Annotated in this window: 16 protein-coding genes; 6 read left to right on the top strand and 10 right to left on the bottom strand. The window is 64.0% G+C overall.

Annotated features, from left to right (window positions below):
• Positions 1–3 precede the first annotated feature (3 nt).
• Complete coding sequence (locus M1E07_RS20595; RefSeq protein WP_461188446.1) at positions 4–1155, bottom strand: GGDEF domain-containing protein; 1152 nt, start codon at positions 1153–1155, stop codon at positions 4–6.
• A gap of 142 nt (positions 1156–1297) precedes the next feature.
• Between M1E07_RS20595 and M1E07_RS20590 the strand changes: the two genes are divergently transcribed.
• The 3 genes from M1E07_RS20590 to M1E07_RS20580 all read left to right on the top strand — a co-directional run bounded on the left by M1E07_RS20590 (position 1298) and on the right by M1E07_RS20580 (position 4279).
• Positions 1298–1534, top strand: a complete 237-nt coding sequence (locus M1E07_RS20590) for a zinc-ribbon domain-containing protein (protein WP_104045598.1) — start codon at positions 1298–1300, stop codon at positions 1532–1534.
• Between the two features lie 423 nt (positions 1535–1957).
• Entirely contained in the window at positions 1958–3112 is a 1155-nt protein-coding gene (gene rsgA / locus M1E07_RS20585; RefSeq protein WP_461188445.1) for a ribosome small subunit-dependent GTPase A, read from the top strand.
• Between the two features lie 138 nt (positions 3113–3250).
• Positions 3251–4279 (top strand): LacI family DNA-binding transcriptional regulator, encoded by a 1029-nt coding sequence (locus M1E07_RS20580; RefSeq protein WP_461188444.1) that lies wholly within the window; start codon positions 3251–3253, stop codon positions 4277–4279.
• Between the two features lie 2 nt (positions 4280–4281).
• On the opposite strand, the gene M1E07_RS20575 is transcribed toward M1E07_RS20580, so the two are convergent.
• The 7 genes from M1E07_RS20575 to M1E07_RS20545 form a co-directional block, all read right to left on the bottom strand.
• Positions 4282–5325 (bottom strand): arabinan endo-1,5-alpha-L-arabinosidase, encoded by a 1044-nt coding sequence (locus M1E07_RS20575; protein WP_461188443.1) that lies wholly within the window; start codon positions 5323–5325, stop codon positions 4282–4284.
• Position 5326: 1 nt separating this feature from the next.
• Positions 5327–6877, bottom strand: coding sequence for an arabinosylfuranosidase ArfA (arfA, locus tag M1E07_RS20570; protein WP_461188442.1), 1551 nt, complete (start codon positions 6875–6877; stop codon positions 5327–5329).
• A gap of 70 nt (positions 6878–6947) precedes the next feature.
• On the bottom strand, positions 6948–7598 hold the full coding sequence (locus M1E07_RS20565; RefSeq protein WP_461188441.1) for a YesL family protein: 651 nt from the start codon (positions 7596–7598) through the stop codon (positions 6948–6950).
• Positions 7595–8944 (bottom strand): arabinan endo-1,5-alpha-L-arabinosidase, encoded by a 1350-nt coding sequence (locus M1E07_RS20560; RefSeq protein WP_461188440.1) that lies wholly within the window; start codon positions 8942–8944, stop codon positions 7595–7597. The genes M1E07_RS20565 and M1E07_RS20560 overlap by 4 nt, the downstream gene beginning before the upstream one ends.
• Positions 8945–8947: 3 nt before the next feature.
• Positions 8948–9901, bottom strand: a complete 954-nt coding sequence (locus M1E07_RS20555; protein ID WP_461188439.1) for a carbohydrate ABC transporter permease — start codon at positions 9899–9901, stop codon at positions 8948–8950.
• An 11-nt stretch (positions 9902–9912) separates the two neighbouring features.
• Entirely contained in the window at positions 9913–10818 is a 906-nt protein-coding gene (locus tag M1E07_RS20550; RefSeq protein ID WP_461188438.1) for a carbohydrate ABC transporter permease, read from the bottom strand.
• A 16-nt stretch (positions 10819–10834) separates the two neighbouring features.
• On the bottom strand, positions 10835–12169 hold the full coding sequence (locus tag M1E07_RS20545) for an ABC transporter substrate-binding protein (RefSeq protein ID WP_461188437.1): 1335 nt from the start codon (positions 12167–12169) through the stop codon (positions 10835–10837).
• A 298-nt stretch (positions 12170–12467) separates the two neighbouring features.
• Here M1E07_RS20545 and M1E07_RS20540 point away from each other — a divergent pair, with 298 nt between their 5' ends.
• Positions 12468–13937: an arabinan endo-1,5-alpha-L-arabinosidase gene (locus M1E07_RS20540; protein ID WP_461188436.1), complete on the top strand. Its 1470-nt coding sequence runs from the start codon at positions 12468–12470 to the stop codon at positions 13935–13937.
• Positions 13938–13962: 25 nt separating this feature from the next.
• Positions 13963–16257: a beta-L-arabinofuranosidase domain-containing protein gene (locus tag M1E07_RS20535; protein WP_461188435.1), complete on the top strand. Its 2295-nt coding sequence runs from the start codon at positions 13963–13965 to the stop codon at positions 16255–16257.
• Between the two features lie 15 nt (positions 16258–16272).
• Here the strand turns inward: M1E07_RS20535 and M1E07_RS20530 are convergent, their stop codons facing one another.
• Together M1E07_RS20530 and M1E07_RS20525 are read right to left on the bottom strand one after the other, a co-directional pair.
• A complete protein-coding gene (locus tag M1E07_RS20530; protein WP_461188434.1) occupies positions 16273–16410 on the bottom strand; it encodes a methionine/alanine import family NSS transporter small subunit in 138 nt (45 codons plus the stop codon).
• Positions 16407–17996, bottom strand: coding sequence for a sodium-dependent transporter (locus M1E07_RS20525; RefSeq protein WP_461188433.1), 1590 nt, complete (start codon positions 17994–17996; stop codon positions 16407–16409). The genes M1E07_RS20530 and M1E07_RS20525 overlap by 4 nt, the downstream gene beginning before the upstream one ends.
• Positions 17997–18228: 232 nt before the next feature.
• On the opposite strand from M1E07_RS20525, the gene M1E07_RS20520 reads away from it, so the two are divergent.
• Entirely contained in the window at positions 18229–18933 is a 705-nt protein-coding gene (locus M1E07_RS20520) for an alpha/beta fold hydrolase (RefSeq protein ID WP_461188432.1), read from the top strand.
• Positions 18934–18941 lie beyond the last annotated feature (8 nt).

Genomic DNA, 18941 nt, shown 5'->3' with positions numbered 1-18941 from the left:
GTGCTAGAGCATCCGGTCGCTGCGGGCAACGCGGTTCCTGCCCAGTGACTTGGCCGAATACAAAGCGCCGTCCGCAGCGGCGATGAGATCGTCAACATCGGTGGTGTCGGCGTCGTACGTGGAAATCCCGTAACTGACCGTCGGCATCTCCATCTCCTCCGCCGTTGGCGCCGCCGCCAGCCGCCTGCTGATTTCCTCGGCGATCGTTTCCGCCCGCTCCGCACTGGTGCCGGGCAAAAGCAGGACAAACTCCTCTCCGCCGTACCGTCCCACCAGGTCAGTGGTTCGGACAGTATCGGTACAGGCCTCGGCGAAGGACTGCAGGGCGAGGTCTCCGGCGGCGTGGCCGTAGGTATCGTTCACGGTCTTGAAGTGGTCCAGGTCGGCCAGGATGAGGGTGCCGGAACCGCGGGTGATGGTGCGGTCCGCCAACTGTTCTGCCGCCAGGTCCAGGAAGGCCTTGCGGTTGAGCAGCCCGGTCAGGTCGTCGCGGGAAGCAACCACCCGCAAGGCCCTGGTCTGCTGTTCGCTGCTGAGCGCGGCCATGCTGAACGAGACCACCACCAGCAGCACCATGGTCACCAGGGTGGTCACGGCGGAACCGAAGACGGTGACGAAGGTGGGCCCGTCCTGGCCCTCCAGCAGGAAGGCAACCCAGCGCAGCAGATAGAAGACTGTCAGGCCGCCGGCAGCTACGGCCATGGGGATCCGGACGCGTGAATACCCTGGCTCCAGGCGCCACAGCTCGCGGGACGCCAACCCGATGGTGAGGGTCATGGCTCCCAGGAACACCGGCCCGCCGGACCAGGTATTGGTGGCCGGGTTGTCCAACACGGAGGCGATCAGCGTGACCAGCGGAATGCCGGTGAAGGCCCACTTTGGCGGCGCGACTGTCCGCAGCGAACGGGCACCGGCCCAAACGGCGACGCCGCCATGGACGAGCAGCACGTTGCCCAGGGGATTTGCCCAGACCTGGTGGGGGGTGCCGTCCAGCAGAAAACAAGCAGACCCGAAGAGGAAAAACAGGAGGGCCAGGCACCACCATCCGCTGTACGGCGAGCGAGTGATCCGGTAGGCGGAGAAGTAGAAGAGGAACACCAGAACCAAGGCCATCAAGCCGAACGCGATTCTCAGCGTGACGGTATCCAGAAGCATGTAACCGAAGTCCCCCCGATGCCGAAAAGCTGCCGACCCCAGTATTACACCCGTCCGGGAGCCTGTCAGGGAAACGCGGCGGATTGTTCAGGGCATAAGGTTGTCAGATAGCCCGCAGAACCACCACGGAAGGCAAGACCCCATGCTCCTTCTTTTCGGTTTCAAGACAGTGCTTAAGGCGCTTCCCGGCAAGGCGGCCACCTGCCAGTACTGCCGCTCGTTCGTCCACCACCACCTCGAGGAGCGGGCCACCAAGTTCACCCTGTTCTTCATCCCGGTGTTCACTACGTCGCGGTCCTATCAGATCACGTGTACGAACTGCGGCTATGTCTCGAAAATTTCCGCGCGGGAAAAGCGGGCGCTGGAGCTGCAACGGTAGGAGTATCCGCTGGTTCCTGCGCAGAGGTTCCGCACGGCGGGTCTGACGCCCTCGGTCCCGACGCGCCCTGAGCGACAGGTGTCGCAAGGGGCGGCCGCGGTGCAACTCTGTTCGACAAGCTGTGGTCCTTAACCAACCTCTGGTGGATCCCGACGCCTGCAACTACAGTAGGACCCGGCACCCCCCCAAACGGCGGTGCCGCCCAGCGGGAAGCCACAGGGCTCCGAAATTGAGGGACGCGATGCAGGTCCCCCTTGCGGAACAGGAGGTGCTTTTGATGATTGTTACAGCCGTGCGCCCAGAGCGCTGCGTCCCCATCATCCAAACCCTCCCCCTGTACAGCACCGGCCCCGCCTGACTTCGCGCAGCGCCGTAACCAGGCCGAAAGGCTGGTGCCCAGGGGCTTTCCCCCGAGGTATCACTGTGAACACATCTTCAGGCAGTGCCCTGGACAGCACCAACAGCTCAACCACAAACATCGCAAGCAACGGCCCGCTCCTCTACGGCTACACCCCCGCCATCGCCCAGCACTTCCAAAAGCATCCCATCCCTGGCGCGACGGAACCGGGCAGGGTGGTCCGCGTGGACCGCAACCTGCTGCTGGTGGCAGCGGGTGGGGACCTCCTGCACCTGCCCTATCCGCTGACGGGAGAAGCGGCCGTCACCGGTGATTGGGTCTGGATCGGCCCCAACCGCGCCGGCGACCGCCAGATCCTAGGCGTCCTTCCGCGGCGCTCGGAACTAAGCCGCAAGCGTGCTTTCGAGGACTCTTCCGCGGCGCAGGTCCTGGCCGCGAACATGGACATGGTGGGCGTGGTGGTGCCGGTGGACCGGCCGCTCACGCACAACCGGCTGGAGCGCACCCTCGTGGCGGCGTGGGACTCCGGGGCCACTCCCTTGGTGATCATCACCAAGGCGGACCTCGCAGACGTGGCGGACGACGTCGTCGGCAAAGTCATCCTGCAGGCGGCGGGCGTGGACGTGGTCACAACCTCCGCGGAGAACGGTGACGGCATCGACCAGATGCTCGCGCAAATTCCGGCGGGCGGCACCATTGTCCTCCTTGGCCCGTCCGGTGCCGGAAAGTCCACGCTCATCAACGCCTTGGTGGGCCGCGAGGTCCAGCACACCGGGGTGGTGCGCTCCGGCGACTTCAAGGGGAAGCACACCACCACGTCGCGGGAACTGGTGCCCCTTCCGAACGGGACGGTCCTGATGGACACACCCGGGGTGCGGGGCTTCGGGTTGTTCGACGCCGAGGACGGCATCGGCGATATGTTCGGCGACGTGGAGGCGCTGGCCGGTCAGTGCAGGTTTGCGGACTGCGCACACCAGAGCGAGCCCGGCTGCGCCGTGCAGGAAGCCATTGCCGACGGCGGGCTGGAGGAACGCCGCTGGCACAACTACCTGAAGCTGCAGCGCGAGCTGGCCGCCCTGGCTCGCAGGAGCGACGCCGCGGCGCAGCGTGCCTACCAGCGGGAGTGGCACCAGAAGGTGGTGTCGGTCGGGAAGTCCCAGCGGTGGGCCGAGCGGGAGACAGCTGAGCGGAAGGACCGGTCGGGCCGAAAGCGGACCTGAGGAGGCGCTGGGGAGCGGGCCGCGCTGTTTGCCGCAGGGAGGCCCGCCCCTGCGCTGACTGCAACAGGGCGAGCCGCTTCAACGTTGTAAAATTGCAGGTACTGGCCTGCGGGCCGCGGCAGGAGCAGGGGAACAGGCATGGCGGCAACTCTTCACGACGTGGCACGGGTGGCAGGTGTGTCCTTCAAGACCGTCTCCAACGTGATCAACAACCACCCCCATGTCCGGGATACCACCCGAGCCAAGGTGGAAAAGGCGATCGCAGAGCTGGGCTACCGGCCCAACCTGACTGCCCGAAGCCTGCGGTCCGGGCACACCGGGGCCATCACCCTGGCGCTGCCGCAGTTGCGCCTTCCCTATTTCGCGGAACTGGCCGACGCCGTGATCGAAGCGGCGGCGAAGCGCGGGCTGGTGGTGCTCATTGAACAGACCGGCGCCGACCGCAAGCGCGAGCTGGAGGTGATGGCCAGCCCGCGGCTCAAGATGTCCGATGGCCTGATCTTCAGCCCGCTGGCACTCGGCCAGGAAGATGCGGACCTGATCAAGGCTGACGTGCCGATTGTCCTCCTCGGCGAGCGCATCTTCGGCAGTTCTTCAGACCACGTCACCATGCAGAACGTTCCCGCCGCGCGGGCCGCTACCGAGCACCTGCTGGACCTCGGCAAGAAACGTATTGCCGTCGTTGGCGCCCATGAGGGCGAGGTCATCGGCTCCGCGGGACTTAGGTTGCGCGGGTACCGGGAGGCGCTTAAGGCCCGGGGCATTCCTTACGACGACGGGATCATCGCCTATGTGGTGGACTGGCACCGGTCCAACGGTGCCGCAGCCATGCACGACCTCCTGGACCGCGGAGTGTCCTTCGACGCCGTCTTCGGGCTGAACGACACCCTCGCCCAGGGCGCGGTGCGTGTCCTGCAGGAAGCCGGATTCCGTGTCCCGGACGATGTTGCTGTGATTGGCTTCGATGACCTGGACGAAACCCGTTACTCCCTTCCAACCCTGAGCACTGTTGATCCCGGCCGCACGGAGATCGCGGAGACTGCCATCCGCATGCTGCTGGAGCGGATCAAGGACCCCGCCGGAGCGCCGCCCCGGGAGATCGAGACGGCGTTCCGCGTGGTTTCAAGGGAATCGACCCTGGGCAACGCCGCGGCCGGCGCCGCCTAGTTCTACTCCCATCGCGCCTTAGGCCAGCCGTCCTCCCACTCCAGGTCAGCAAGCCCAAGGCGAAAGGCGCCGTCGAGTTCCTCCGCGTAGTAGTGGAAGGCGAGTGTATTGCCGGAAACGGACTGCCCGCCCGGCCCCACGCGCCCGTCGTCAGACGCCAGAAGTGGTGTGCCGCCGCCGTCGAGCAGCCGCTTGCCTTCTGCGTCGAGGTAGGGTCCGGCGATGCTGTCCGCCCTGCCGACAGCAATATTGTAGGTGCTTTCCAATCCCTCACAGCAGAAGTCTCGGGAGAAGAACAGGTAAAACTTGCCGTCGTGCGGGAGGATGTACGGGGCCTCGATCGCGTTCGGCGGCGCCTTCCGGTCCGCGATCGTTAGTGGCTCTTCCGTCCCGGCGCGCAGGCCTGTCGGCCACTCGAGCTCCAATAGCTGCAGTCCCGTCCAGAAGGAGCCAAAGGACATCCAGGGCGTGCCGTTTTCATCCTCGGCAATGCCGGGATCGATGGCGTTGAACCTTCGCCCCTCGGATGAGATCACCTGCCCCTGGTCCACCCACCCGTAGTCCGGGTCGGCTGGGTCGAGTGTGGTGCTCGTGGCCAGTGCGATCACCGAGAGGTTCTTCCCGAACGTCGACGCCGAGTAGTACAGGTACCAGGTCCCGTCATGCTCGTACAGTTCCGGCGCCCAGAGGTTGTCCACGCCAGGCACCGCTTCCTTGAGCCAGCCGGGCTTTTCCTGCCACACCTCACCGGCGTACTCCCAATTCACGCCGTCGTCTGAGCGCCGCACCTGGATGTTGCCGTCGGCCACCTGCCCGTTCCCGGTGGAGTAGATAAACCAGGGCGCCCCGCCCTCCCCCTTGACCAGCGCGGGATCGTGGGTGAAGAAGTCACCGGAGAGTTCGCCTGTTATGCCCGCCTCCGGCTCAGGCGGCGTTGCACCGCAGCCAGTCAGCACCAGGACCACGACGGCCACCACCGCTGCCAGCCGCGCCGCTGTCCATCGGACAGCAGGGCGGCTGGCAGCGGGCCTGTCTGGCTGGGTCACGTCAGCCGAGCGCGACGGCGGACCAGGAGACCGGCGGAAGCGTCACGGTGAGCGTCCCCTCGTCCAGGACGGCGCCGTCCAGCTGCTTCAGGCCAACCCGGTTCTGGTCCTGAAGCGTGTTCTTCGCATACACGTCCTCATCGTGCAGCGTCACGGCCTCGGTGATCATTTTCGCGTTGAGTTCGGAGACATTGATGGTCACGTCAATCGACTCGGTCAGGCTGCGGTTGACCAGGAAGAGTGCGGACTCCCCCGTGGTCGCGTCGGCGGTAGCCACGGCATCGATCAGCGGCGCCTGGCCGTAGACCGCCGTCGTGTACGTTCCGGCCTCGACCCGGGGCCGGAGCACCTCACCCTTCGCGAGGCGTGACGTGACCGAGAACGGGAAGAACGTTGTCTGGCGCCAGGTATCGCCGCCGGGTTCGGTCATGATGGGCGCGATCACGTTCACCAGCTGGGCGAGGGATGCGGCCGCAACCCGGTCGTGGTTCTTCAGGAGCGTCATCAGGAGGTTGCCGAACACTACGGCGTCGGCCACGGAGTAGGTGTCCTCCAGCTGGCGCGGCGCGTGGCTCCAGTCCTCGTTGACCTCGTCGGAGGCCTGGTGCTCGTCCAGGTACCAGATGTTCCACTCGTCAAAGGAGAGCTGGATGGTCTTCTTGCTCTTGAGCTTGTGCTTGACGTGGTCAGCGGTGGCCACCACGGTCTCGATGAAGTACTGCATGTCCAGCGAGGACGCCAGGTAGGAGCCGAGGTCGCCGTTGCGCTCCTGGTAGTAGGCGTGGCAGGAGATGTAGTCCACGTAGTTATAGCTCTGCTCCAGGACTACGCGCTCCCACTCACCGAATGTGGGCATGGAGGATCCGGACGAGCCACAGACGACGAGTTCCAGGTTCTTGTCGGCGGTCTTCATGGCGGAGGCGGTGCGGGCCGCGAGCTTTCCGTAATCCTCCGCGGACATATGCCCAATCTGCCAGGGACCGTCCATCTCGTTGCCCAGGCACCACATGCGGATGTTATAGGGATCCTTCGCGCCGTTAGCGATGCGCTGCTCGCTGAGGGCGGTCCCGGAGGGGTGATTGGTGTACTCCAGAAGGTCGAGGGCCGCCTCGATTCCGCGGGTGCCCAGGTTCACGGCCATCATCAGTTCCGAGCCGGTGAGCTCGCACCAGCGGGCGAACTCGTCCAGGCCCACCTGGTTGGACTCGAGCGAGTGCCAGGCGAGGTCACGCCGGACCGGTCGCTGGTCGCGCGGGCCAACGCCGTCCTCCCAGCGGTAGCCGGAGACAAAGTTGCCGCCGGGATAGCGGATGGTGCTGGAGCCCAGCTCCTTGACCAATTCGATGACGTCCAGCCGGAAGCCGTCCTCGTTGGCGGTGGGGTGGTCGGGCTCGTAGATGCCGTCATAGACGCAACGGCCCAGGTGCTCCACGAAGGAGCCGAAGATGCGGCAGCTGACAGGTGCCACAACGGCGCCCCTGTCGATGGTTATGACTGTGGGCGCCACAACGGCCAGTTCCGTCTGGTCTGCAGTGGTTGAGGTAATGATCATTGGTTTGTTCCTGTTCTGTATAACGTTGTAGAAGATGAAAAAGTTGGAGGGAGCGGATAGTCAGGGGGGTCTAGGCGGGGGACGTGCCGGCGGGTTCCAGCCCTGCGAGCCGTTTCCCCACCAGCCAGCCGGAGAGCAGCAGGGGAACGGACGCGCCCACAAGGGGCACCAGCACCGCCAACCCGGAAAAGACCACGGCTGCGGCTGCCAGCGTGACAAGCAGGGACAGGCTCATCACCGGCGATACGAGCGGCAGCATAAATGCCGTCCGCCACGTTCTCGCCGCCTTGTCCCGATAGCGGCTGCACAGGGCAACAGCGGTTGCAGCGGCAGCCAAGGTTCCCAGTGCGGCAAGCGTCGAAAGCGTCAGCAGGACAGCGTGCGCGGCCGCTGGAATGGCAGGCCCGGCCGGCCCGAGCAGGGCCAGGAAGTCCAGGCAAAGCACGACGCCGGCGATCCAGAAGAGACTTCCCACCCGGTTGGCGTGCCAAAACTGGAAGCGGTACGCCGTGATGAAGTCCCGGATTAAAGTGTCCCCGGCTGTTCCACTGCGCAGCCTGCCCAGGACTGAAGTGGCGGCGACGGCCGCGGGGAACACCCCGAGGACCACCAGCCCGGCCAGGATTCCGATGATAGACAAAACGTTGACCAGGACCAGCCGGGTTGCGAAGCGGAGCCAGTCCATCAAACGTCCGGCCCAACCCAGTGGAGCATCATTCACAGCGCGGCCTCCCTGGTTCCACTCCAGGCGACACCGTGCTGGTCGACGCCGCTGAAGGACAGCGCAGTCCGGCCCCCGGCCCAGTCCCAGGAACCGAAAACCACGGCATCAAGTTCGACGGCACCGTCTGGCCCGGGGGTGACGGTACAAAGTCGGATTTGGGCTGGAGTGCCGGAAGAAACAGCGCAGTCACCAGTGGTGCTTTCGAGTTCCATGGCCACAGCCATGACAAGCTCTGCGGACTCTGGCGCGAAACGGAGAACCTGCCAGATTCCTGCCACCGGAACAGGTGCGGGGAGCATTTCCCGTTGCACTCCCGCAAACGGCTGGGGCGAGACCACCGGCCAGCCGGACGCGTTAAAGAAGACCCGCCGGAGCTGGACCACGTGCTGGCTCGGATCCGCGGCGAAGCGGACGTGGTGGACTCCGAAATACTCCATGCCGTCCGGACCCACCTGGGTGAGGATTGAATTGTGGCCGGGGGCCAGCCAGCCGGTGCCGCCGTTGAACTGGTAGCTGCCCAACACCTTGGTTCCCACAGCCGCGGGAGGTGCGTCCATATCCGTCATGTCCGTGCCACGGAAGTCGCGGTAGGGCCCCGCGATGGAGTCTGCGACGCCCACACGCATGTTGTAAGTATTGAAGAGAGAGTCGTAGGAGCAAAAGAGGACGTAGCGGTGCTCCTCCGGCCGGTACAGGACGAAGGCGCCTTCCACAGCCCCTTCCACCGACTTGGGACGGCGGGCGATAACTGTCCCCAAATCTCCTTTCACCAAGGGCAGGCCCGTGTCCAGGTTCAATGGCAGCGTGTAGATTCCCGAGAAAAAGGAGCCGTAGGTAAACCAGGGTGCTCCGTCGGCATCTAACGTCACCGCAGCATCTATGGCGTTCTGGGAATGTTCACCTGCCCGGGTCGCCACCACCAGCCCGCGGTCCTCCCAGGGGCCAGCCAGCGACGATGCAACAGCCAGTCCGATGGCTGACGTGTTGGACCCGAACGTTGAAGCGGAGTAGTACATATGCCACGCGCCGCCGGGCCAGCGGACTACTTCAGGCGCCCACAGTCCACGGGCCCCGGACCACTGGGCAACCGCTTCCGGCACGCCGTCAAACGCTGTTCCGATGTACGTCCACTCCACGAGGTCCGCAGAGGTCCTGATATGTACTCCTGCCGGTATATCTTCGGTATTGGCGACGGCATCAGTGGAGAACATGTAGTACGTGCCGTCATCGTCCCGCACCACCGTGGGATCGTGGGCATGGCGCGCGCCCCAGGAGGAAGGCTCAAGGCCGGCCCCCGCAGGGAGAGGGAGGAGCTCCCTGGAAACGTTGATGTCGAGAGCCACGGTTCAGCCCTTGGATCCGGAGAGCGCGATGGATTCGATGATCTGACGCTGGAACACCACGAAGACGATCAGAACCGGCAGGAGCGCCACGAAGGATGCGGCCATGATCAGCGGGTAGTCCGTCTGGATGGCGTACTGGGCGTTGAAGTTGGCAATAACCAACTGCAGCGTCTGGGTGCCCGGTGAGTTGAGGTAGATGATCGGGGCAAGGTAATCGTTCCACATCGCCATGAACCAGAGGATGAACTGGGCGGCAAGTGCCGGGCGGATGGCCGGCAGGATGAGCGTCCAGAAAATCTGCAGATAGGAGGCCCCGTCGATTCGTGCCGCTTCCACGATGGAGTCCGGAATGCTGTTCAGGAACTGGCGCAGGAAGAAGATCATGATGATGTTGCCGAAGAGTCCCGGCACGATCAGCGGCAACAGCGTATCCACCCAGCCGATGCTGGCGAAGATGGTGAACTGCGGAATCATCAGGGTGGGGAACGGGATCATGAGCCCGGACAGGAGCCCCAGGAACAGGACGTTCTTGAAGGGCATCCGCATCTTGGCGAAGGCAAAGGCCGCGAGCGCGGAGGTCAGCGAGCCGACGATGGTCACCGAGCAGGCAACGATCAGGCTGTTCTGAATGCCGGTAAGGAGCGGGCCGGAAGTCCAGATGCGGGCGTAGTTCTCCCACACGAACGGATCCGGGATCCACTGCGGCGGAAGCTCAAAGACGCCGTCCTTGGTCTTAAGCGAGGTGGAAAAGGTCCAGGCGAGCGGGGCGATCATCACCACGGCACCGACGCTGAGGATCAGGGTGGTGAGGATGTTGCCCAAGCGGAGCGCGTCCTTGGCGGACCGCGACCCGCCACCGGTGCGACGTGAAGCGGAGGGGCTCGGGGCCCTGGTGCCGCCCGGAATTCCGTGACTGGGCTCCAGCGGAGGGGTGGTGATGACATTCTGTGCGGACATGGCTGCCTGCCTCAATCGATGGAGAACTGGTTGCGGCGGTTGAGCCGGAACTGAATGAAGGTGATGGCGAAGACCAGTAGTCCGAGGACCACGGACATGGCGGAGGCGTAGCCCATCTGGAGGTTGTCGAACGCTTTTTGCCAGATGTACCAAACGATGGACGCCGACTGGAACTCAGGTCCGCCGGTGGGAGTCATGATGTTGATTTCGACGAAGATCTGCGATCCTCCGATGATGCTGGTGACGATGAGGAAGAACGTGACCGGCCGGACCATGGGAATGGTGATGTGCCGGAACTGCTGCCAGGCGGTGGCGCCGTCCAGGGCGGCCGCCTCATAAAGGTAGCGGGGCACCGACTGGAGGGCGGCCAGGTAAAGAAGCATGGAATATCCGAGGCCCTTCCAGATGGCCATGATGATGAGCGCGGGCTTGACCGTCGCGGTGTCCTGCAGCCAGTTGGGGCCGTCGATTCCGACCAGGGCAAGGCCCTGGTTGATGAGGCCGAAGTCACCGTTGAAGGCCCACTGCCAGAGGATGGCGACGGCGGCGATCGAGGAGATCACAGGCAGGTAGTAGACGGTGCGGAAGAACGTGGTTCCGCGCATTTTACGGTTCATGGCCAGTGCCAGGCCCAGGGAGATGACCAGGCCGATCGGAATGCCGATCATCATGTACAGCGTGTTCCAGAGCGACTGCAGGAAGTAGCGGTCGCCGAACATCTTGCTGTAATTGTCCAGGCCCTTGAAGACCGGCGCTGAAATGCCGTTCCAGTTCGTGAAAGAAGCGTAGACCGAGAAAAGGAGCGGGAAGAGAGTAAAGAGGAGGAACCCGATCACCGGTATGGCAACAAACGCGAGGGCGGCCTGGTGTTCCTTCCGGTGAAGCCGCGAGCGGCGGGGGCGCGTAATGGTTGTCATACCGGTGATCCCAGCCCTAGTTGCCGGATTGCTGGTTGGCGGAGTCCAGGAATTCCTGCATCCTGGGTTGTGCTTCCTTCAGGTAGTCCGCCGCCGTCTGCTTGCCATCCAAAACAGGCTGGATGTTGGTGAAGAGTTCGTCGTACCACTCAGCGTTGAAGGTATTGCCGCCTGGAAGCGCACGGCCGTAGTCCTTCACGACCTCGAGGAACTCGGCCTTGTTGGCCGGCTTGGTAGTGGTGTCCGCGGCCCAGGTCTCGGCCATATCCTTCAGGTTGGGGATCTGGATCCCGGCGTCCACCAGGCTCTGCTGGGCTTCCTTGTTGGCGGTGAGGTATTCAACCAGCTTTACAGCTTCTTCGGGGTACTTCGTGCTTTCGGAAACAGCGACGCCGAGGGTACCGATCCAACTGGCCGTCTTGCCGGTGTCTCCGGCCGGGTAAGGAATGACGTCCCATTCAAAGCCCAGCTTCTGGTAAGTGGAGAGATCCCAGGGGGCGATGGGGAAGAACCCGATTTCGCCCTTCATCCAGCGCTGGTAGGTGTCCAGGGTCTGGGCTTCAGCCACCGAAGGCGTCACACCATGGACGTTCTGCAGGTCCGCGAACCACTGCAGGGATTCAGCAAACTCCGGGGTGTCCACCGTAACCTTGGTGCGGTCCTCGTTGAGCCAGTCCCCGCCGTTGGACCAGACAAACGGCTGCAGGTTCCACTGGACGTTCAGGCCGGTGCCCCACTGGTCCAGGGTGCCGTCGCCGTTGGTGTCCGCCGTCAGCTTCTTAGCGGCCGCCACGAACTCGTCGAAGGTGTACGGCTTGTCCTTGTCCGGCAGCGGAATTCCGGCCTTCTCCAGCATCGTTTTGTTGTAGCCGAAGGAGAACGGGCCCACGTCCTTGGGCAGGGCGTAGATGGCCCCTTCGCCCACCCTCTTTCCGTCGTAGCGGTAGCTGTTCACGCCGTACTCCCAGATGTTCTCCAGGTCGATGGTGTCGGAGCCTTCCACGTATTCGGTGATGTCCTTGACGATTCCGTTCTGCACGTAGGCTTGGACGTCGCCGGGTCCGATGTAGAAAACATCGGGGACCTGCTTGCCGGCAATCGCGGCCTTCAGCTTCGTGGCGTACTGGTCAGCGGTGGTAACGATGATGTCCACGTCCACACCATTGGCGGCTTCGAACTGCTCCACGGCCTTTTCATAGGCCTTCTTCTCGTCTTCACCTCCGCGGAACATGAACGTGAGCTTCTTTTCGCCACCGGCGTCCGCACCAGTGGGGGCGGAGCAACCGCCGAGCATAAGGCCGGCGGCGGTAAAGAGCGCCAGGGTTGCGGCCATGGGACGTGACTTCATCATCACGCAGTCCTTCCGATTTGGGTGGAGCAAACAAGTGTATGGGCTGAGCTGAGCGGTACCGCACCCCGCAGGCCGCGGTAGCGGACCATGAGTGCGGGATGACTTTTGCAACGTTGTAAGAAACCATCACACAGCGGCAGACGAATCGTCAAGGGTTGGAAAATGAATGTCTCCAATCCAACGGACGGCTGCTTGACGTGATCCGGGTCGCATGTCATATTTCCATTACAACGTTGCAAGTCTTCGTTTCAGAACCCTGCGGCCCAGCGCCGCTCCCACTCCCCGGAAGGACCACGTGATGATGAAGTCACGTCCATGGGCGCTGCGCGCTGCAGGATTAGCTGCAGCTCTCGGTATCGCCCTCACCGCAGCAGCGGTTCCGACGACGGCCAGTCCAGTCAGCACCTCGGCAGCAGCGTCAGAAGCTCGGCCGACAGCAAAGTCTGCGCCCGGACGGCCCGTCAAGGAGAAGGTCCAGCCGGACCTTCCCGGGGGTAAGACCGTGGTGGGCCAGACGTCCCCCATCCATGATCCAGCGCTGATCATCGCCGAGGACGGCACCTGGTACGTCTACTCCACCGGGCTGGTGGACCGGGAAAACGGCGGCACCATACAAATATGGGCATCACATGACGCGGGAACCACGTGGGAATACAGCGGAAAGGTGTGGGACCGGATCCCCGCCTGGATCGATGAGCACTTTTCCGACGGCGAGCTGCCGGGCAATCTCTGGGCTCCTGAGATTACTGAGCACAACGGCACGTATTACCTCTACTATTCGGCGTCGCGGTTCGGCGGCAGCAACTCGGTAACGGCGCTGGCCACCAACACCACCCTGGATCCGAACCACCCGGATTATGAATGGGTTGACCAGGGCCTCGTTGTTTCCTCGCCGGTGACCGGACTCGACCCAGGCAACCCGGATAAAACGTTCAACGCCATCGATGCCGGCATCATCGAGGACGCTGACGGCACGCCTTACATGGCCATTGGCTCCTTCTGGTACGGCATCTTCCTGGTACCCATCGAGTGGCCAAGCGGGAAGCCGGTAGCGGACTGGCAATCGAAGACAGTGAACATTGCGGACCGCTTTATGCCCGGCAACCCCATCGAAGCCCCCTACATCACACGCCATGATGGCTACTACTACCTGTTTGTCTCGTTCGATTCCTGCTGCCGCGGGGGTGACTCCACCTACAAAGTAGCCGTGGGCCGCTCTACTTCGGTAAAGGGCCCCTACCTGGACAAAGAGGGCCGTGACATGTTCGGCGGCGGCGGTTCTGTGGTGCTGGATTCGCATGGAGCCATCACCGGGCCCGGCGGCCAGTCGGTCTTCGGCGACTACCTGGCGTTCCACTACTACGACGGCTCCAACGAGGAGATCCCCTACTTCCCCACTCTGGGCGTGCAGAAGATCGAATGGGCTGGCGGCTGGCCTGTATTCGACCAGACTGTGAGTCTGCCGGTGATTGCAAAGCAGCCCAAAGCTGTAAAGGCGGGTGGCGGCAAAAATGCCACCTTCAGTGCCACCGCCACGGGAACACCGGGTCCGGTTGCTACCTGGGAGACCTCTTCCGACGGCGGCACGAGCTGGCAGGGGGTCGGGACCCAGCCGGTCACCAAACGCACGGACGAGGGCACCTACCGTTCCACCCTCGAACTTCCCTCCCGGATGCCCGGCGGCCCGGACTTGCTGGTGCGCGCCCTGTTCCGCAATGCCCACGGTAACGTGACCACGGACGCCGTCGGACTCTCTTCCAAGCAGTAACGCCGCCAGCAAGAAAGCACACGCGATGACCAGCACCACCGCCAATTCCAGGCCCGAGTCCGGGCGCCCGGTGTCGCCGTTCCCTCTTGATCGGGTCCGACTCCTCGACAGTGCCTTCAGGACCGCCCAGGAAACCTCCATCCGGTACGTCCTGGAACTTGATACAAACAGGCTCTGCTCACCCTACCTTTCGGAGGCCGGCCTGGATGCCGGTGCTGAACCCTACGGAAGCTGGGAATCGGACGGAATGGGTGGGCATATCGGCGGCCATTACCTGTCAGCCTGCGCGCAGTTGTTCGCGGCCACCGGGGATCCGCGCCTGCTCGACAAGGTGCGTGCCGTCGTCGGCGTCCTTGGCAGCTGCCAGGACGCCGGTGGCGACGGCTATTTGGGCGGCGTACCCGGCGGACGGGCGCTGGGAAACGAACTGGCCGGCGGCATCGTGGATGCGGACCTCTTCACCCTGAACGGAAGGTGGGTCCCGCTCTACAACCTCCATAAAACGCTCGCAGGATTGCTGGACGCCTATTCGTACGCGGGATCAGCTCAAGCCCTGACGATCGCCACCGGCCTTGCCGACTGGTGGCTGGGCATCTCGGCCAAGATCTCCGCCGAGGCTTTTGAGGAGCTCCTGCATACTGAATTCGGTGGCATGAACGACGCCTTCGCGATCCTTGCCCGAATCACTGGCCGAGTCGACTGCCTCCAGGAAGCCCACCGGTTCGCGCACCGCGCCATCCTGGAGCCCCTTGCCGCCGGCCAGGACCAATTGGACGGGCTGCATGCCAACACCCAGATCCCCAAGGTGGTGGGCTATGCCAGGTTGGCCGCCGCCGGTCACCTGAAATACGAGCGTCCCAGCTCCAGCTTCTGGGACTCGGTGGTCCTGCGCCGTTCCGTTTCCCTCGGCGGAAACAGCGTGCGGGAACACTTCCATCCATCAGCCGACTTCACCCCGATGATCCTTGACGCCCAAGGCCCTGAAACCTGCAACACCTACAACATGCTGAAGCTGGCCAAGCTGCGCTTTGAACACTTGGGCGACCCGGCCGCCGTCGACTTCTATGAACGGGCAACCTACAACCACATCCTGTCCTCCCAGCACCCCCGCCGCGGCGGCTTTGTGTACTTCACCCCCATGCGCCCCCGGCATTACCGCGTCTATTCACGGGCACAGGAGTCCATGTGGTGCTGCGTCGGTTCGGGGCTGGAAAACCATGCCCGCTACGGCGAACTGATCTACAGCCACAGCGGAAACGAACTGCTCGTCAACCTCTATATCCCCTCAACCCTCGACTGGGTGGAAAAGGGCCTGCAGGTCAAGCTCGAAACGGACTTCCCACACTCCGACGATGCAACGCTGCACGTCACAGCGCACTCCCCCGTCGAGGCCACCATCAGCTTAAGGCGTCCGGGATGGGTAACGGCATTTGAGGTCGACGGCGGGGCCGCACCGGCGGGCGCCAGCCACGTCAGCATCAGCCGCACCTGGCAGGGTGATTCAACCTTCCGGATCCGGCTCACCCCCGGCTTTCGATCCGAAGCTCTGCCGGACGGTTCACCGTGGGTCTCATTCCTTTACGGGCCCGTGGTGCTGGCATCGCGGGCGGGAACGGAAGGCGTACCGGGGTTCGAGGCAGCGGACGAACGGATGGGACACCTGGCCTCGGGGCCCTTGCTGCCGCTTGCCGGAACCCCCGTGGTCCCCAACGCCGCAGCCATCCGGCTTCGCGACAGGGCAACAGTAACGGCGGAGCTGTCAGTAATCGACGCCGACGGGCAACCCGGCACAGTTGTCCTGGAACCGTTCCACGCCATCCATGACGAGCGGTACACCGTGTACTGGCCCTCTGGTGAGCCCCCTGAGCGGTGGGAGGAACTGCTTAAGCTGGACCGGGCCGCCGTCGTGCAGGGGGAGGTGGTGGATGGCGTCACTCCCGGGGAGCAACAGCCGGAGGCGGACCATGGTCTCAGTGGTGAAGGTACCCGTGCCGGGGGCGGCGAGGGCATCCACTGGCGCAGCGCAACCGGGTGGTTCTCCTACGTCCTTAAGGATCCGGAAGGCCGCGCCAGCCTGCTGCGGGTCCGCTTCCGTGCGGACGCAAGCCGCGGCCATCAGCTGAGTCTGAACGGATTGCCGTTGGGCGGGCGCGTCCGTCAGGAGCAGGAGGGCGGGGAGGTGCTGAGCGACTTCAGCATCAGTGATGCCCACCGGACTGTATCCCCTGATGGCGAACTCGTCTTCACCGTGAAGGCGCTGCCCGGCAGGAGCAGTGGCGACCTCCTGTCCGTCCAGCTCATTGCCGTCTCCGGCACGTAACTTCCGGACCGGCGGTTACAGCTCCGGGGCGTGCTCCTCAGGCAGCGCGCCCTCGTCCTCCGGGTGGCGCTTCAGGTTGAGCAGGGCCAGCGTCAGGCCGCCCCACACCGTGAGGACGGCGATGATCATCATGGTGATCGCGATTGGTGTCATCGGGCCGTCTCCTCTTCCTCCGCGTCCATCATGGACTGGTACTCCGGGTCATGGTGCGCTTTGGACGTTCGGCTCCAGGGAATGAAGGTCAGGACCAGCGCCAGGACCACCAGCCCGCCGGCCATGCCCCAGCCAAACAGGCCCACAAACCATTCGGGATAGCCCTCATAGGTGGTGGAGATCTTGCTGATGAATTCGTTGGACACCATGTAGATCAACGCCAGCGGCACCACACCGGCCACCAGTACCATCCATGTCCGGCGCATCTTGATGGTAGATATCTGGTTGAGGTGGGCTGACAACAGCGGCAGCTTGCGCAGGAACCATGCCAGCACCACTACGGTCACTAGTGCGCCGAGCGTGATGCCAAAACTGTTGACGAACGCGTCGGAGGTGTCCAGGAGGTAAAGGCCCGTTGCCGTGGGGAACAGAGCCAGGGACACTGCCGCGACCAGCCCGCTGACCACCACGGAAGCCTTGATGCGCCCCCAGCCGAGCTTGTCCTGCACAGCCGCGACGATAACCTCCAGCACCGAGATCAGCGAGGTGACTCCCGCGAACACCAGCGACCCGAAGAACAGCACCCCCATCACGGCGCCGAACGGAGCCTGCGAAACAATGGTGGGGAACGCGACGAATGCCAAACCGATGCCCTGGGTCACCACGTCGTTGACACCTGCCCCTGCGGCCTGGGCCATGAACCCCAGGGCGGCGAACACCCCGATGCCGGCCAGGATCTCGAAGCCCGAATTCGCGAAGGCAACCACCATGCCGGAGCCGGTGAGGTCAGTCCTGCGCTTCAGGTAGGAGGAGTAGGTAACCATGATGCCGTAGCCCACTGAGAGCGAGAAGAAGATGTGGCCGTAGGCCGCAGCCCAGACGGATGGATCGGCGAGGGCGGACCAATCAGGGGTGAAGAACGCGTTCAGCCCTTCCGCGGCACCCGGGAGGAACAACGACTGGACCACCAGCAGCACAAACATCACCACCAGCAGCGGGAGCAGGATGGAGTTTGCGCGTGAGATGCCCTTACGGATCCCGGCCACCATGATGATGATGACGGCGATCCAGACCAGCAGCAGGGGGAAGAAAACGGACGGCACGTAGTTGAAACCGATTCCCGGCGCCTCGGCTACCCTGAGGAAGCTCCCAAAAAAGTAGCCCTCGGCGTCGTCGCCCCATGCCTCGGTGAAGGAAAAGATGGTGTACATCAGGGACCATGCGATGATCACCGCGTAATAGGCCGCGATGACAAAGCAAACCAGCACCTGCCACCATCCCAGCGGCTCGGCCACGCGGTGGAGCCTGCGGTAGGCCAGCGGAGCGGAGCCGCGGAACTTATGGCCCACGGCGTAGTCGAGGAAGAGCAGCGGGATGCCTGCCGTCAGCAATGCCACGAGGTACGGAATGAGGAAGGCACCCCCGCCGTTGTCATAGGCGATGTAAGGAAATCGCCAGATGTTCCCCAGTCCCACGGCTGAGCCGATGGCGGAGAGGATGAAGAGCCTGCGAGTGGAAAAGGTCTCACGCTTCGCTGGTGTGGCCGGGCCAGTCCCGGGCGGGCTGCCGGCGGGAGTGCTGCTCATGCCGCCCCGCCCCCGATGTGTGCCCGGGCTTTGACGATGACGCGCGCGCTGGGGCGGTATTCTGGCCGGTTCATGTGAAGCTCTCTCTCAAGTAGAGGTGAATGTCCGGTGCAGTGGCTATTCGGGGACTTTACTGCGGATGTCTTCCTCCGGGAAGTCCTTGTGCACGTCCTGCCCCGGAGGTGCCGCCGGCTGGGGGACCTGTGTCCTCCCCCGGTAGTAGGGTTCCCACATGGACATCATCCTGGTACCCGGTTTCTGGTTGGACGCCTCATCCTGGGAGGAGGTGACGCCTGCTCTGGATGCCGCCGGCCACCGGACGCATCCGCTCACGCTTCCCGGGCTCGAATCCCTGGACGCGAGCCGTGGCGGAATCGGCCTCCGCGACCATGTCGAGGCGGTGGTCGCCGCCGTCGATTCCCTGGAAGGCAAGGTTGTGCTGGTTGGGCATTCCGGCGGGGGCGCCATCATCCACGGCGCGTTGGATGCCCGGCCGAACCGGGTAGAGCGCGCCATCTATGTTGACAGTGGACCCCTCGGGGAGGGGGGCGTCATCAACGATGAATTGCCGGCCGACGGCGACGACGTGCCGCTTCCGCCGTGGGAGGGCTTTGAAGACGCTGACCTGGTGGATCTTGATGAGGGTCTGCGCGAAGCTTTCCGCGCCCGGGCCATCCCCCAGCCGAAAGGCGTGGCCTACGGTCAGCAGCACCTGAGTGACGAGCGCCGCTACGACGTGCCCGCCACCGTCATTGCCTGCGAGTTTCCGTCCGCCATGCTGAAGGAATGGATCGCCGGCGGACACCCCTTTGTTGCCGAACTCGCCCGGATGCGGGACGTCGAGTACGTGGACCTCCCCACCGGGCACTGGCCCCAGTTCACCAAGCCCGCCGAACTGGCCAATGCCATTCTCGCGGCAGTGGAGCGGACGGGGTAGCCCGTCAG

The organism is Arthrobacter sp. Z4-13, assembly GCF_054792705.1.
The sequence above is the reverse complement of the archived record's forward strand: the minus strand, read 5'-3'. Positions and strand labels throughout refer to the sequence as shown.

What these genes read in the sequence shown, in the direction of transcription:
- M1E07_RS20540 (WP_461188436.1), top strand. Translation starts at nt 12,468, where the DNA reads ATGATGAAGTCACGTCCATGGGCGCTGCGCGCTGCAGGATTAGCTGCA.
- M1E07_RS20535 (WP_461188435.1), top strand. Translation starts at nt 13,963, where the DNA reads ATGACCAGCACCACCGCCAATTCCAGGCCCGAGTCCGGGCGCCCGGTG.
- M1E07_RS20555 (WP_461188439.1), bottom strand. Translation starts at nt 9,901, where the DNA reads ATGTCCGCACAGAATGTCATCACCACCCCTCCGCTGGAGCCCAGTCAC.
- M1E07_RS20530 (WP_461188434.1), bottom strand. Translation starts at nt 16,410, where the DNA reads ATGACACCAATCGCGATCACCATGATGATCATCGCCGTCCTCACGGTG.
- M1E07_RS20580 (WP_461188444.1), top strand. Translation starts at nt 3,251, where the DNA reads ATGGCGGCAACTCTTCACGACGTGGCACGGGTGGCAGGTGTGTCCTTC.
- M1E07_RS20590 (WP_104045598.1), top strand. Translation starts at nt 1,298, where the DNA reads ATGCTCCTTCTTTTCGGTTTCAAGACAGTGCTTAAGGCGCTTCCCGGC.
- M1E07_RS20525 (WP_461188433.1), bottom strand. Translation starts at nt 17,996, where the DNA reads ATGAGCAGCACTCCCGCCGGCAGCCCGCCCGGGACTGGCCCGGCCACA.
- M1E07_RS20520 (WP_461188432.1), top strand. Translation starts at nt 18,229, where the DNA reads ATGGACATCATCCTGGTACCCGGTTTCTGGTTGGACGCCTCATCCTGG.
- M1E07_RS20545 (WP_461188437.1), bottom strand. Translation starts at nt 12,169, where the DNA reads ATGATGAAGTCACGTCCCATGGCCGCAACCCTGGCGCTCTTTACCGCC.
- M1E07_RS20595 (WP_461188446.1), bottom strand. Translation starts at nt 1,155, where the DNA reads ATGCTTCTGGATACCGTCACGCTGAGAATCGCGTTCGGCTTGATGGCC.
- arfA (WP_461188442.1), bottom strand. Translation starts at nt 6,877, where the DNA reads ATGATCATTACCTCAACCACTGCAGACCAGACGGAACTGGCCGTTGTG.
- M1E07_RS20550 (WP_461188438.1), bottom strand. Translation starts at nt 10,818, where the DNA reads ATGACAACCATTACGCGCCCCCGCCGCTCGCGGCTTCACCGGAAGGAA.